Genomic DNA, 14,333 nt, shown 5'->3' with positions numbered 1-14,333 from the left:
GTCTTGCGCCGGCGCAAGACATCGCGACGGTCACGCCATCGTCACGAATCCCGCGCGGCCTCGGCCAGGTACTCGATCGCGGCGTTCACCCCGCCCGGCGTATGCGGCACACCGGCGAGGCGCAGCGCCATCTCCACCGTCGAGAGCGTGCCGAGGATCATCGGCTCGTTCAGGTCGCCGAGATGCCCGATGCGGAAGACCTTGCCGCCAAGGCGCGACAGCCCGCCGCCGAGCGAGACGTTGAAGGTCTGCAGCGCGATGCGGCGCACCGCCTCCGCGTCGTGGCCCTCGGGCATCAGCACAGCGGTGACCGAGTTGGAGTAGCGGTCGGGCGAGAGGCAGAACAGCGTCGGCCCGTTGTTGCCGGACCAGTGCCGCACGCAGCGGCGCACCGCCTCGCCGAGCCGGGCATGGCGGGCGAAGACCTCGTCGAGGCCTTCCTCCTCCAGCAGCCGGATCGATTCCTCGAGCCCGTAGAAAAGCGAGGTCGGCACCGTCCCGATGAAGGATTTGTGCCGCCGCGTCAGCATGTTGGTCCAGTTGAGGTAGGATTTCGGCAGCGTCGAGCTGGCATGCGCCGCCATGCCCTTGGGCGAGACGCCGGTGAACGACATCCCAGTGGGCAGCATCAGCCCCTTCTGGCTGCCGCCCACCGCGACATCGACGCCCCAGGCATCCATGGCGAACTCCATCGACCCCAGCGAGGAGATGGTGTCCGCGAGCAGCAGCGCCGGATGCCCGGTGGCGTCGAGCGCGGCGCGGATATCCGCCAGCGGCAGGACCATGCCCGTCGCCGTCTCGTTGTGCACGGCGCAGATCGCCTTGATGGCGTGGCCGCTGTCGGCCGCGAGCACCGCGCGGAGTTCCGCGAAGTCGATGCCGCGGCGCCAATCAGCCGCCAGGGTGCGGACCTCCAGCCCGAAATCCTTCGCCATCTTGCCCCAGGAATCGGAGAAATGGCCGGTCTCGGGCACCAGCAGCACGTCACCCGGCGAGAACAGGTTCACCAGCGCCGCTTCCCAGGCCGCATGGCCCGAACCGGTGTAGAGGAACACCTCATGCTGCGTCTTCAGCACCCGCTTCACGCCCGCGACGGCCGCGTCATAGACCTTCAGGAAGGCCGGATCGTTGAAGTCGATGCTGACATGCGCGACGGCCTTGAGGATCGAGTCCGGGATATTGGTCGGGCCCGGATTGGCAAAGAACTGGCGTCCGCGCGGCAGGCGGGGCTTCACGTCCATCGATCGTTTCCTCTCCTCAACGCGCGAGTTCGCGCGCCATGGTCTCGAGCCCCGCCAGCGTCAGCGGGTACATCCTGTTCTCCATCAGGCGCTGCACGATCCCGATGGATTGCGTGTAGCGCCAATGGTCCTGCGGCACCGGGTTGAGCCAGGCGGCCTTGCGGAAATGGCGCGTCAGGCGGGACATCCAGACCTGGCCCGCTTCCTCGTTCCAATGCTCGACGGATCCGCCGGGCTGGATGATCTCGTAGGGGCTCATGGTCGCGTCGCCGACGATCACCACGCGCCAGTCGGGGCCGTAGGTGCGCAGCATCTCGAAGGTGGGGCGCTCGGTCTCGCGGCGGCGGCGGTTGGTGCGCCAGACGCGTTCATAAAGGCAGTTGTGGAAGTACCAGAATTCCAGGTGCTTGAATTCGGATCGCGCGGCGGTGAACAACTCCTGGCAAATGCGGATGTGGTCGTCCATCGACCCGCCGATATCCATCAGCAGCAGCACCTTCACGGCGTTGTGCCGCTCCGGGACCATGTGCAGGTCGAGCGAGCCGCCGTTGCGCGCGGTGGCGCCAATGGTCCCGGGCAGGTCGAGCTCGGTCGTCGCCCCGGTGCGCGCGAAGCGGCGCAGGCGGCGCAGCGCGACCTTCATGTTGCGCGAGGACAGCGCCTCGTCCTCGTCGAGGTCGCGGAACTGCCGCTGGTCCCAGACCTTCACCGCGCGGCGGTGGCGCGACTTGTCCTGGCCGATGCGCACGCCCTCGGGGTTGTAGCCATGGGCCCCGAAGGGGGATGTGCCGGCGGTGCCGATCCATTTCGACCCGCCCTGGTGCCGGCCCTTCTGTTCCTCGAGCCGCTTCCTCAGCGTCTCCATCAGCGTGTCGAAGTCGCCCAGGGCCTTGAGCTGCGCCATCTCCTCGGGCGTCAGGACCTTCTCGGCGAGCTTGCGCAGCCATTCCTCGGGCAGTTCGCGCGGCGCCTCGCCCTGGGGGGATTCGAGGCCCTTGAAGATTTCCCCGAAGACGCGGTCGAAGCGGTCGAGGTGACGTTCGTCCTTCACCAGCGCGGCGCGCGACAGATGGTAGAAATCGTCGACGCTGAAGCCGGCCACGCCCTCCTTCATCGCGCGCAGCAGCGCGAGGTACTCCATGATGGAGGCCGGCACGCCCGCGGCGCGCAGCGCCAGGATGAAGGGCGCGAACACCGCCCTAGCCGCCGCGGCGGCGCGCCAGGAAGGCCAGGCGCTCGAAGAGGTGCACGTCCTGCTCGTTCTTCAGCAACGCGCCATAGAGCGGCGGGATGGCCGTCTTGGCGTCGGAGGAGCGCAGCGCCTCGGGCGGCATGTCCTCGATGGTCAGCAGCTTCAGCCAGTCGAGCAGCTCCGACGTCGCCGGCTTCTTCTTGAGCCCGTCGACCTCGCGGATCTCGAAGAAGACGTTCAGCGCCTCGCGCAGCAGGTCCCGCCGGATATCCGGGTAGTGGGCGCGGACGATCATCTCCATCGTCTCGCGGTCGGGGAAGCGGATGTAGTGGAAGAAGCAGCGGCGCAGGAAGGCGTCCGGCAACTCCTTCTCGTTGTTCGAGGTGATGATGACGACCGGGCGGTGCCGCGCCTGCACCGTCTTGCGCGTCTCGTAGACGAAGAACTGCATGCGATCGAGCTCGAGCAGCAGGTCGTTCGGGAACTCGATGTCGGCCTTGTCGATCTCGTCGATCAGCAGGACGACCGGCGTCTCGTGCTCGAAGGCGTCCCACAGCTTGCCGCGCACGATGTAGTTGGCGATGTCGTGCACGCGCGGGTCGCCCAGCTGCCCGTCCCGCAGGCGGGAGACGGCGTCGTATTCGTAAAGGCCCTGCTGCGCCTTGGTGGTCGACTTGATGTGCCACTCGATCAACGGGTAGCCGAGGGCCTTGGCGATCTCCTGGGCGAGGACGGTCTTGCCGGTGCCGGGCTCGCCCTTGACCAGCAACGGGCGCTGAAGAGCGACGGCGGCGTTGACCGCCACCTCAAGCTCGCGGGAGGCGACATAACTCTCGGTGCCCTTGAACTGCGCCACGCGTGATCCCCCTGGACGATCCGGCGCAAAGGTCAGGCCGGGACCCCGATCGCGCAAGGGATCATTCGATCGCCTCGGCCGCCAGGCGCAGCAGCGCCGCCGCGAAGGCCCGCATGTTCTGCGCCCTGCCCGTGAGGCCCGTCTCGAGCGTCGTGACGCGTTCCACGCCGGGCCCCACCACGGCGAGGCAGGCATGCCCCGCCGCATCGCCGTAGCGGTTGCCGTCGGGCCCGGCGGCGCCGGTCTCGGCGAAGCCCCAATCCGCACCGAGCTTCTCCCGGACCCGCCGGGCGAGCAGCAGCGCATAGGGCTCGGTCGACGGGCGCATCCCCTCCATGTCCGCCTCGGTCACGGCGAGCAGCCCCGCCCGGGCGGCGCGCGTGTAGATCACCGCGCCGCCCAGGAAGTAGGCCGAGGCCCCGGGCAGGGCGAGCAGCGAGGCCGCGACCAGGCCGCCGGCCGAGCTCTCGGCGACAGCGACCGTCCGGCCCGCGGCCTTCAGCTTTTCGGCAACGTCGCGCGCCGCCGGCACCAAACCTTCCATGCACCCCTCCGGCGCACAGCGAAGCAGGAAGCGGCGCGGCACGCCACTGGGGGTCTGGTGCTTGCCGATCGTGGAGACTTGTCTATAAATTAACGCAAACGTGACTGGTCGTCGGGGGTCCAAATCTGCGCAGCATGGCCCCAGGGAGCCGCGCCATGACGTCCATCCTCGCGACTCCGGCGACGGCCGCGCCACCCCTTGGCGTGCTCGTGGTGGATGACGAGCCCGTCGTCCTGGAGCAGATCGCCGCCGCGCTCCGCCGGCGCGGCCATGACGTGACCCTTGCGGGGTCGGCGGCGGAAGCGGCCGACCTCATGGCCCGCCGGCCGGACATCGGCGTGGTGGTGACCGACATCCGCATGCCGGGCGAGGACGGGCTGACCCTGGCGCGCGGCCTGACGGGACAGGACGAGACCACCCGGCCGGAGGTCGTCTTCGTCACCGGCCACGCCACCATCGAGGACGCGGCGAGCGCGGTGCGCATCGGCGCCGCCGACTTCCTGCGCAAGCCGCTGCGTGCCGCCGAGCTCGCCGCCGCCGTCGCCGCCGCGATGGACCGTGCCGTGTCGCGCCGCGGGGCCGGCGTTGCCCCGGCCGGGCTCCAGGACACGCTGACCGGCCTTACCGGGCGCGCCGACCTCGTCGGGCGGCTGCTGTCCCCCCATGCCGGGCCGGTGGGGCTGATCCTGATCGACCTCGACCGGTTCCGGCTGGTGAACGAGGCGCTCGGCATGCCCGCCGGCGACGCGATCCTGGCAGCGACCGCCCAACGCGCCAGCGCGGCGGTGTCGCGCGATGCCCTGGTCGCCCGCTTCGGCGACGACGAGTTCGCGGTCCTGGTGGAAGGCGAGGCCGGCGTCGCCGCGCTGCCGGCCCTCGCCGAGGCGCTCCGCCTGGCCGTGACGCAGGAGATCGGGGATGCCGGCACGCGCCGGACGCTGACCGCCAGCGTCGGGTACGCCGCATCCTGGGAGGGCGACGGGGCGGCCTGTCTGCACGGCGCGGAAGCCGCCGTCCGCACCGCGCGCGGCCGCGGCGGCAACCGCGCGGCGAGCCTCTCCGAGGCCGAGGCGGAGGGCGGGCTGCGCCGGGCGCGGATCGCGACGAGCCTCGGCGCCGCGCTGTCGGGCGCGGGCTGCGGCATCGCGCTCGCCTTCCAGCCGGTCGTCCGCGCTTCCGACCTCTCGCTGCTCGGCTTCGAGGCGCTGGTGCGCTTCCACGACCCCGCCCTCGGCCGCTGCGACCCCGACGAATTCCTGCCAGTCGCCGAGGAATTCGGCCTGATGGGGGCACTGGGCCGGCGGGTCATGGCGATGGCGCTCGACGCCGCCGCGTCCTGGGGCAAGGCCGGCCTGCCATTCGGGCGCATCGCCGTGAACGTGGCGGCGAGCGAGCTGCGCGATCCCGCCTACACCGCGACGCTGACCGGCATGGTCGCGGCGAGCGGCCTGGCTCCCGCCGTGCTCTGCCTCGAGGTCACGGAGGGTGAGGCGCTGCCGCCCGAGGCGCTGCCGACCTTGGCCGCGCTGCGCGAGGCCGGCTACGGCATCGCCATCGACGATTTCGGCGTCGGGCATTCCTCCCTCGCCCGGCTGCGCGACCTGCCGGCGACGCTGGTGAAGTTCGACCGCCGCTTCACCGAAAGGCTGCCGGGGACCGAACCCGACCGGGCGCTGCTGCTCGGCATGGTGCGCCTCGCCGGCGCGCTCGGCCTCGCCACGGTGGCCGAAGGGGTCGAGACCCCGGCGCAGCTCGCCGCGCTGCGGGAGGTGGGCGTGGGTGCCTGCCAGGGCTACCTGCTCGGCAAGCCCATGCCCTCAGACGAGGTGCCCGGCTTCCTCCGCGGGCGCTGACACGGCCGCCACCGGCGCCAGGTCGAGCACGAATTCGGCGCCGCCATCGACGTTCGACACGCGGATCGACCCGCCGAGCGCGGCCATCATGCCGTGGCACAGCGCAAGGCCGAGGCCTGTGCCCTGGCCCACCGGCTTGGTCGTGTAGAAAGGTTCGAAGACCCGGTCGATCACCTCGGCCGGCACGCCCCCGCCGGTGTCCCGCACCAGCAGCAGGACCCGCCCCGAATGCTCCGTGCGCGCCGAGACGACGATGCGGCGCGTCCCCTGCGGCCGCAGGACCAGCGCATCGCGCGCATTGAGGAACAGGTTCAGCAGAACCTGCTCGAGCAGCACGATCTGCGCCTGGACCGCGGGCAGGTCCGGCGGGATGTGCCGCTCGACCACGATGCCGGCCGAGCGGAGTGCGTTGGCCGCGAGCACCAGGGCGCCGTCCACCGCGCGCTCCACCTCGACCGGGCCGAGGGGCCCCGGGTCGCGCCGGCCGAAGACCCGCAGATGGTCGATGATGGCCTGGGCGCGGGACGCCTGGCCGGCGACGCGCCGCAGCGTCTCGACCGCCTCCGCGATGCCGGAGGCGCCCTCGGCCTCGAGCGCGTCGGCGGCGTTGTCGGCGCCGAGCGCCATCGCCGTCACCGGCTGGTTGAGCTCGTGCGCGAGGCCGGTCGCCATCTCGCCGAGGGTGGCGAGCTTCGAGGCCTCGGCCGCCTGGGTGGCGAACTGGCGCTCGGTCGTGATGTCGGCGCGGTAGCCGACGACCTCCACGCCGTCGGGGCGCGTCGCGACCACGCGAGCGCCTTCGCGAAGCCAGATGGAGGGGCGGCCCGGTCGCACCACCTCGTATTCGACGGTCGCGTCGCGGCCCTCGAGCAGGGTGGCGAGGAAGCCGGTGCCAGCGATGGCGGCATTCGCCTCGGCCAGCTCGGCCATGGCGGCGCTGGCATAGGTCACCTCGAGCCCACGGACATGGGTGATCCGCGCGCGGTAGACCGCGATCGGCAGGCCGGCGAGCAGCGCCTCGATCTCCGCCCGCGCCGCGGCGGCCGCCGCCTCGGCCAAGCGGGCCTGCTGCAGTTGCGCGAGTGTGTGCAGGCGCTCGTGCCGGCGGCGGCCGAACAGCGCCATAAGGACGACCAGGGCGCTGGTGAGCAGCGCGGTGACCGGGGACAGGACCAGCACGTCGCGCACCGGCGCCAGCGCAGTCGTCGCGTCCACGCCGGCGGCGACGACCAGCGGCGTGCCGGGCACCGGGCGCAGCGCGAAGAAACGGTCGCGCCCGTCGATCGGGCTCATGTCGCGGAAGCTGCCGCCGCCACTGCCCTCCGCCGCGATCAGCAGGCGCCGGCCCGCGGCCGCCTCCTCGCCCAGGGCCCGCTCGGCCGCGTCGGACCGGGCGAGATAGGTCCCGTCGCGTCGCATGACGAACATCAGGTCCAGCACGCCCGGCGACATCTGGGCGAGGTCGGCGGAGAAGGCCAACGGATCGATCACGACCTCGGCGGTGCCGATGATGGCGCCGGACTCGTCCTCGATCGGCCGGCTGATCAGGACGCTCCAATGCCCGGTCGCCGGGTCGCGCCGGGGCGTGCCGACGAACAGGCCGGGGCCCGGCAAGGGTTCGGCCAAGTGGGGCACGACGCCGGAGGACATGGCGGCGCCGTCCGCCCCCGGCGGCAGCGACCATCGCGTCGCGCCATCCGGGGCGACGTCGGAAATGCGGCGCAGCCCGAAGCGGCCGAAGACCGTGACCTCGGCCAGGCGTTGGCCGACCTGTTCGGCCGCCGCCGTGTCGCCGGAGGCCTCCAGCAGCCGTCGCGCCCGCAGCAGGGCGAGGCTCGATTCCACGCCCTCGACCGTGCGAAGCACGAATTGCTCGAGGACGCGGGCGGCGACCTCGGCCTGCGCGATCGCCTTTTCCGAGGCGCTGCGCGTCGCCTGGTTCACGAGCAGGACCGCGACCGTCCAGATCGCGATCAGCGAGAAGCCCATCAGCGCCGCGGTGAGGACCGCACGGCGCGCGTGGCCGGCGGCGAGCCGGGGCGGCACCGCGGTCATCGGCCGGGACGGGTTGTCGGCGGTCGGCATGCGTCTGCCACACGATTTACGCCATGCGCGCCGCCCATGCGAGGGATCAGATGCGGCGCCAGAATCGGTAGGTCATCGCCATGGCGACGAGGCCCGCCAAGCCCATCGCCGCCGTCGCCGCCGGCGCGCCCATCGCCTCGGCAAGGACGCCCAGGGCGAGGAAGCCGATCGGGCCGAGACCGATGCACACCGACAGCAGGCCGAGCACGCGGCTGCGCATCTCGGGCGGCGTGGCGAGGAAGACGAGCGTCGGCTGCATGATGGCGAAGCCCGCCCCGCCGACGCCCGTCAGCACCAGCGCGATGCCCGCGGTGATCGGATCCGGCGCCATCGCGAAGGCGGCGAGCATGGTGAAGTAGAGCGTGATGCCGCCCACGTAGATCGCGCGGTACTGGCCCGGCCGCGCGAAGAGCGCGACCGTCACCGCGCCGAGGAAGGCGCCGACGCCGTCCATGCTGGCGAGCACCCCGATGCCCCGCGGGCCGAGCGCGAGCTGGTCCTGGCCGATCACCGGCACCATCGAGGTGAAGGGCCAGCCGAACAGGTTGAACAGCAGCGTCACCAGCAGCGCGCCGACCAGGCGCGGCTCGCGGCGCACCAGGGCCAGGCCCTCGGCGATGCTGGCCAGCACCGACGGGACCAGGGCCACCTGCTGCACCGGCGCGCGCGGCAGGCGCAGCACGGCGACGATGGCGGGGACATAGAGCATGGCGCCAAGCGCGAAGGCGCCGTCCAGGCCGACCGCCGCGAGCAGCACGCCCCCCAGCGTCGGACCGAAGACGCGGCTGCCGTTGCTGGTCGCCACGTCGATCGACATCGCCGTGCCCATCCGTGCCGCACCGGCGACCTGGCCGATCATGGCGCGGCGCACGGGATTGTCGGCCGCCCAGGCGATCCCGTTCATGAAGGCGGCGCAGGCGAGATGCCAGACCTGCACGGCATCGAACACGGCGAGCAGCGCGATCGTCGCCGAGGTCGCCGCCTGCGACAGAACGATGAGCAGAAGCGCGAGGCGACGATCCATGCGCTCGGCCGCGGCGCCGAGGAAGGCGCCGAACAGGCCCATCGGCAGCAGGCGGAGCATGGTGAGCATCGCGACGACGAAGGCGGAGCCGGTCGCGTTGTAGGCGAAGACGCCGACCGCCAGCGTTTCCAGCCAGCGGACCACGAAGGTGCAGAGGCCCGCGATCCAGAGGCGCAGGAAGTCGCGGTCGCGGAACAGGGTGCGCCAGGCTGGGTCCGACATCGGCGGGCCGGGGGACGTGAACCTCCCCCAGACCCCCTCCCTTCTTTGGTTTCTTGGTTGTGGCCCCGGATGTCAGTCCCCAAGGGCCAGAAAAGGTTGAGGGGGGTGCGGGGGGAGAAGTTCCCTTCTCCCCCCGCCCTTGATCAGAGCCCCGCCTGCGACACGAACTTGGTGTTCAGGTAGGCCTCGATGGCTTCCGACCCGCCTTCCGAGCCGTAGCCGGAATCCTTCACCCCGCCGAAGGGCACTTCCGGCAGGGCGAGGCCGAGGTGGTTGATGGTCATCATGCCGCTCTCGACGCGCGAGGCGATCGCGTTCGCGGTCTTGGCCGACCTGGTGAAGGCGTAGGCGGCGAGCCCGTAGGGCAGCCGGTTGGCCTCCGTCACCACCTCGTCGAGGTCCTTGAAGCGGGAGATCATCGCCATCGGGCCGAAGGGCTCCTCGTTCATGGCGCGGGCGTCCTTGGGGACGTCGGTCATGACGGTCGGCTCGTAGAAGTAGCCCTTGTTGCCGATGCGGGACCCGCCGGTCTGCACCTTCGCACCCTTGGACTGCGCGTCCTGCACCAGGGTCTCGATCCAGGGCACGCGGCGGTCATGGGCGAGCGGGCCCATGGTGGTGCCCTCGGCGAGGCCGTCGCCGACCTTCACCGCCTTGGCGGCCGCGACGAACTTCTCGACGAAGCCGTCATAGAGCTTCTCCTGCACGAGGAAGCGCGTGGGCGACACGCAGACCTGGCCGGCATTGCGGAACTTGGCCCCCGCCAGCGTCTTGGCCGCGAGGTCGAGGTCCGCGTCGTCGAAGACGATCGCCGGCGCATGGCCGCCGAGTTCCATCGTCACGCGCTTCATGTGCTGGCCGGCGAGGCCCGCGAGCAGCTTGCCCACCGGCGTCGAGCCCGTGAACGTCACCTTGCGGATGACCGGGTGCGCGATGAGGTATTCGCTGATCTCCGCCGGCACGCCGTAGACGAGGTTCACCACGCCCGGCGGCAGGCCGGCGTCGACGAAGGCGCGGATGAGCTCGGCCGGGGAGGCCGGGGTCTCTTCCGGGGCCTTCACGATGATGGAGCAGCCCGTGGTGACGGCGCCGCAGAGCTTGCGGACCACCTGGTTGATCGGGAAGTTCCACGGCGTGAAGGCGGCGACGGGGCCGACCGGCTCCTTGATCACCAGCTGGTAGATGCCCTCGCCGCGCGCGGGGATGACGCGGCCATAGGCGCGGCGGCCTTCCTCGGCGAACCAGTCGATGATGTCGGCGGCCGCCATCACCTCCATCTTCGCCTCGGGCAGCGGCTTGCCCTGCTCGAGCGTCATCAGCCGCGCCGTCGCGTCGGCGCGGGAGCGGAAGATGTCGGCGGCCTTGCGCATGAGCTTGTAGCGCTCGAAGGCCGGGACCTTCTTCCACACCGCGAAGCCCTTGTCGGCGGCGGCCAGCGCCTCGTCGAGGTCGGCCTTCTCGGCATGCGCGACGTTGCCGATCACTTCCTCGGTGGCCGGGTTGATCACGTTGATGGTCTTGCCGGAGCGGGCCGGGCGCCACTCCCCGTTCACATGCAGCTGGACGTTCGGATACGACATCGGCGCCTTCCTCCGGGATTGCGGTCGGCGCGCACACTAGTCCCGCAACGGGCGCCGGGCCAGCCGGGGCGGCTTGCCCTGGACGCATGGCTGGACGATCCTCCCCCGCAAGCCGGCCGCAAAGGCCGAGGACCGGAGGAACTCGCCATGATCCGCGCCACCCGCCGCGCCCTGCTCGGCGCGGGTTCGTTGCTGGCCGCGCCCACGACGCTGCGCGCCCAGCAGGGATTCCCCAGCCGCCCCATCACCGTGATCGTGCCGAACCCGCCCGGCGGCGGGACCGACTTCGCGGCCCGGCTGTTCCAGGAAGGGCTGCAGGCCGCGCTCGGCCAGCCGGTGGTGATCGAGAACCGGCCTGGCGCGAACGGCAACATCGCCATCAACGCCGTGGTCCGCGCGCAGCCGGACGGGCACACGCTGCTGCTGCAGTACAACGGCTATCACGCCGGCAATCCGGCGATGATGCGCGACCTGACCTGGGATCCGATCCGCGACCTCAGCCTGGTCGGGATGGCGACGATGGCGCCGCACGTCATCCTCGTCGCGCCGAACGTGCCTGCGAACACGCTCGCCGAGTTCATCGCCCATGCGCGGGCCAATCCCGGGAAGTTGAACTACGCCTCCTCCGGCAACGGTTCGATCCAGCACATCGGGGGCGTGCTGTTCGCCCGCGCGATCGGGGCGGAGATGGTCCACGTGCCCTATCGCGGCGCGGCGCCAGCCTTGCAGGACGTGGCGGGCGGGCGCGTCGAGATGTTCATCACCACCCCGTCCTCGGCCGTCGCGCTGGTCCAGGGCGGGCGGGTCAAGGCGCTGGCCATGGCGAGCGCACGGCGCGCCGCCGGCCTGCCCGAGGTGCCGACCACCGCCGAGGCCGGCCTGCCGGGCTTCACGCTCGACGCCTGGTTCGCCTTCGCGGTGCCGGCGGCGACGCCCCGGCCCGTGCAGGACCGGTTGAACGCCGCGCTCCGGGACGTGGCGATGCAATCCGTGGTGCGTCAGCGGGCGGAGCAGGCGGGGGCGGTGACGGAAGCCATGAGCCTCGAGCAGCTGGACGCCCTGTCCCGGAAGGAAGTGGCGGAACTCGGGGCCGTCATCCGGTCGGCCGGCATCACGCTGGAGTAACGGCCGGCGCGCCGATACGGCGTGGCGAGGCCCGACGGCGGGGGTTAGGATGACCCCATGACGCGTCCCTTCCCGCCGTTCCGCCAAGCCTTCCTCGCCGTCGCCCTGCTGTCCGCCTGTGCCGCCGCCGATGGCGGGGCCGGGGGCGAGGCTGGCTTCGCCCCATCCCCGAGCAATGCCTTCGGGGCTTATCTGGCGGGGCGCTTCGCGACATCGGAATCCGATACGCGAACCGCGGCGGAATCGCTGCTCGCGGCGCTGCGGGCGGATCCGGACCAGCCGGAGGTCGTGCAGCGCGCCTTCATCGCGACGCTGCTCGACGGCCGGTCCGAGGCGGTGCGCCTGGCGCGGCGGCTGCCGGACAACCCGCTCGCTTCCATGCTGATCGCGGGCACCGATGCGCAGGCCGGGCGCTGGGACCGCGCCGAACAGCGCATCCGCACGCTGCCCCGCCAGGGTGCGGCCCAGCTGCTGCAGCCGATGCTGCTGGCCTGGACGCTGCACGGGAAGGGCCAGACCGATGCGGCGGTCGCGCTGCTGCGGCCGCTGTCGGAAAGCGGGCGGCTGCGTTCGCTCTACGCGCTGCATGCCGCACTGATCTGCGACCTGGCGAACCGACCGCGCGAGGCCGAGCGCTTCGTGCGTATCGCGATCGGCGACAGCCAGCCGCCGAACCTGCGGATGGTGCAGATCTCGGCCGGCATCCTCGCCCGCGGCGGGCGGGAGGACGAGGCCAACCGCCTCATCGACAGCATCGCGCGCGGGCAGGACGAGATCGCGCTCGCGACCGGCGACGCCGCGCGGCGGGACATGCTGACGAACCGCGCCGTCGCCTCCCCCGTCGAGGGCATGGCCGAGGCGCATCTCGCCCTTGCCGGCGCGCTGCGCGGGCAGGGCGCGGCGGAATTCTCGCTGGCGCTCACGCGGCTCGCACTGCGGCTGCGGCCCGGCTTTTCCCCCGCGCTGCTGATGGCGGCCGACGCGCTGACGGATGAGCGCCAGTATGTCGCCGCGCTCGCAGAGGTCGACCAGATCCGCGCGGATGATCCGCTGGCGGGGCTCGCCGGGCTGCGGCGCGCGCAGCTGCTCGACCGGCTCGACCGGCCGGAGGAGGCGATCGCGGCCTTCCGGGGCGTCGCGGCCGCCTATCCCGGCGCGGCGCAGCCCTATGTGCGGCTCGGCGACATGATGCGGGCGCGGGGCCGCTGGGCGGACGCCGTCGCGGCCTATGACGACGCGATCCGCCGCGTGCCCTCGCCCAACGCGTCCTCCTGGCCGTTGTTCTACGCCCGCGGCATCGCGCTCGAGCGCAGCGGCAACTGGCCGGCGGCGGAGACCGATTTCCGCCGCGCGCTCGAGCTGAGCCCCGAGCAGCCCTATGTCCTCAACTACCTCGGCTACACCTGGGTCGAGCGCGGCGAGCACATCGTCGAGGCGCGCCGGATGCTCGAACGCGCGGTGGCGCTGCGCCCGCAGGACGGCAATATCGCGGACAGCCTCGGCTGGGCGTTGTTCAAGCTGGGCGATATCCCCGGCGCGATCCGCTGGCTGGAACGCGCCGTGGAGCTCGAGCCGCGCAACAGCGTGGTGAACGATCACCTGGGCGACGTCTACTGGGTCGCGGGGCGGCAGCGGGAGGCGCAATTCCAGTGGCGTCGCGCGCTGGCGCTCGGCCCCGAGGGCGACGAGGGCCCGAAGATCGAGGCCAAGATCCGCAACGGCCTGCCCGCGAACCCGGTGGCGGAGAACCGGCGCTGAGCTGGTTCGCCCCGGCCAAGGTCAACCTCTACCTGCACGTCACCGGGCGACGGGCCGATGGGTACCATCTGCTCGACAGCCTGGTGGCCTTCGCGGGGGTGGGCGACGAGCTGGACGCCGCGCCGACCGAGGGGCTGACGCTTGCGGTGGACGGCCCCGCGGCGGCGGCCCTGGCCGGGGAGACGGACAACCTGGTGCTGCGGGCGGCGCGGGCGCTCGCCACGGCGGCCGGAGTGCCGGCGCGTGCGGCGCTGCGGCTGCACAAGCACCTGCCGGTGGCCTCCGGCATCGGCGGCGGCAGCGCGGATGCGGCCGCGGCGCTGCGGGCGCTGAATGCGCTGTGGGGTCTGGGCTGGCCCGAGGCGCGGCTGGCGGAGGTGGCGGTGGCGCTCGGCGCGGACGTGCCGGCCTGCGTCGCGTCCCGCCCCTGCCGCATGGGCGGCATCGGCGAGGTGCTGGGGCCGGCGCCGCGCCTGCCGCCGGTCGGGTTGGTGCTGGCGAATCCGCGCGTTGCGTTGCCGACGCCGGCCGTGTTCCGCGCGCGGCAAGGTGGGTTCTCCGCCCCCGCGGCGCTGCCGTCGGGCTGGGACGACGCGGCCGGGATGGCGGCAGACCTGGCCGCACTGGGCAACGACCTGGAGGCGCCGGCGATCGGGCTGTGTCCACCGGTAGCCGAGGTGCTGGCGGCCTTGCGGTCCCTGCCCGGCTGCCTGCTGGCGCGCATGAGCGGGTCGGGCGCGACCTGTTTCGCGCTGTTCGCGGGGGCGGACGACGCGGCCGAGGCCGCCCGGTTGCTGCCCGCGGCATGGTGGCGCTGGGGCGGGGGGCTTCACGGACCGGGGACGTGAAGGGT

Annotated in this window: 11 protein-coding genes; 4 read left to right on the top strand and 7 right to left on the bottom strand. The window is 72.2% G+C overall.

The features are described 5' to 3' along the window. Positions 1-41: 41 nt before the first annotated feature. From GWK15_RS23020 to GWK15_RS23005, 4 genes are all read right to left on the bottom strand, one after another. Positions 42-1,241 (bottom strand): pyridoxal-phosphate-dependent aminotransferase family protein, encoded by a 1,200-nt coding sequence (locus tag GWK15_RS23020; RefSeq protein ID WP_168043752.1) that lies wholly within the window; start codon positions 1,239-1,241, stop codon positions 42-44. A 16-nt stretch (positions 1,242-1,257) separates the two neighbouring features. Beyond that, entirely contained in the window at positions 1,258-2,436 is a 1,179-nt protein-coding gene (locus tag GWK15_RS23015; protein WP_338147319.1) for a vWA domain-containing protein, read from the bottom strand. Positions 2,437-2,440: 4 nt separating this feature from the next. Beyond that, the gene (locus tag GWK15_RS23010) at positions 2,441-3,289 is read right to left on the bottom strand and encodes an AAA family ATPase (RefSeq protein ID WP_168043751.1); all 849 of its coding nucleotides are present in this window, start codon (positions 3,287-3,289) and stop codon (positions 2,441-2,443) included. Between the two features lie 61 nt (positions 3,290-3,350). Further along, the gene (locus GWK15_RS23005) at positions 3,351-3,833 is read right to left on the bottom strand and encodes a CinA family protein (RefSeq protein WP_168043750.1); all 483 of its coding nucleotides are present in this window, start codon (positions 3,831-3,833) and stop codon (positions 3,351-3,353) included. A 155-nt stretch (positions 3,834-3,988) separates the two neighbouring features. On the opposite strand from GWK15_RS23005, the gene GWK15_RS23000 reads away from it, so the two are divergent. Next, positions 3,989-5,686: a putative bifunctional diguanylate cyclase/phosphodiesterase gene (locus GWK15_RS23000; protein WP_168043749.1), complete on the top strand. Its 1,698-nt coding sequence runs from the start codon at positions 3,989-3,991 to the stop codon at positions 5,684-5,686. Here GWK15_RS23000 and GWK15_RS22995 read toward each other — a convergent pair. The 3 genes from GWK15_RS22995 to GWK15_RS22985 form a co-directional block, all read right to left on the bottom strand. Continuing rightward, positions 5,651-7,771, bottom strand: a complete 2,121-nt coding sequence (locus tag GWK15_RS22995) for a sensor histidine kinase (RefSeq protein WP_168043748.1) — start codon at positions 7,769-7,771, stop codon at positions 5,651-5,653. The two genes, GWK15_RS23000 and GWK15_RS22995, sit on opposite strands and share 36 nt — an antisense overlap. Before the next feature lie 46 nt (positions 7,772-7,817). Beyond that, a complete protein-coding gene (locus tag GWK15_RS22990; RefSeq protein ID WP_168043747.1) occupies positions 7,818-9,017 on the bottom strand; it encodes an MFS transporter in 1,200 nt (399 codons plus the stop codon). A gap of 143 nt (positions 9,018-9,160) precedes the next feature. Next, positions 9,161-10,597, bottom strand: coding sequence for an NAD-dependent succinate-semialdehyde dehydrogenase (locus GWK15_RS22985; protein ID WP_168043746.1), 1,437 nt, complete (start codon positions 10,595-10,597; stop codon positions 9,161-9,163). A gap of 147 nt (positions 10,598-10,744) precedes the next feature. Between GWK15_RS22985 and GWK15_RS22980 the strand changes: the two genes are divergently transcribed. Genes GWK15_RS22980 through GWK15_RS22970 form a run of 3 tightly spaced genes read left to right on the top strand, consistent with a single transcriptional unit; the run spans position 10,745 to position 14,328 of the window. Further along, on the top strand, positions 10,745-11,722 hold the full coding sequence (locus tag GWK15_RS22980; protein WP_168043745.1) for a Bug family tripartite tricarboxylate transporter substrate binding protein: 978 nt from the start codon (positions 10,745-10,747) through the stop codon (positions 11,720-11,722). Positions 11,723-11,779: 57 nt separating this feature from the next. Further along, on the top strand, positions 11,780-13,480 hold the full coding sequence (locus GWK15_RS22975; RefSeq protein WP_168043744.1) for a tetratricopeptide repeat protein: 1,701 nt from the start codon (positions 11,780-11,782) through the stop codon (positions 13,478-13,480). After that, positions 13,477-14,328 carry a 4-(cytidine 5'-diphospho)-2-C-methyl-D-erythritol kinase gene (locus tag GWK15_RS22970; protein WP_209442379.1) on the top strand — a complete coding sequence of 284 codons (852 nt, stop codon included), beginning with the start codon at positions 13,477-13,479 and terminating at the stop codon, positions 14,326-14,328. Before GWK15_RS22975 ends, GWK15_RS22970 begins: the two co-directional genes overlap by 4 nt. Positions 14,329-14,333: the final 5 nt, after the last annotated feature.

This window comes from Neoroseomonas oryzicola, assembly GCF_012163135.1.
In the GTDB taxonomy this organism is placed as follows: Bacteria; Pseudomonadota; Alphaproteobacteria; order Acetobacterales; family Acetobacteraceae; genus Neoroseomonas; species Neoroseomonas oryzicola.
Note: the sequence above shows the minus strand (reverse complement) of the source record. Positions and strands in the feature narration are given on the sequence as shown.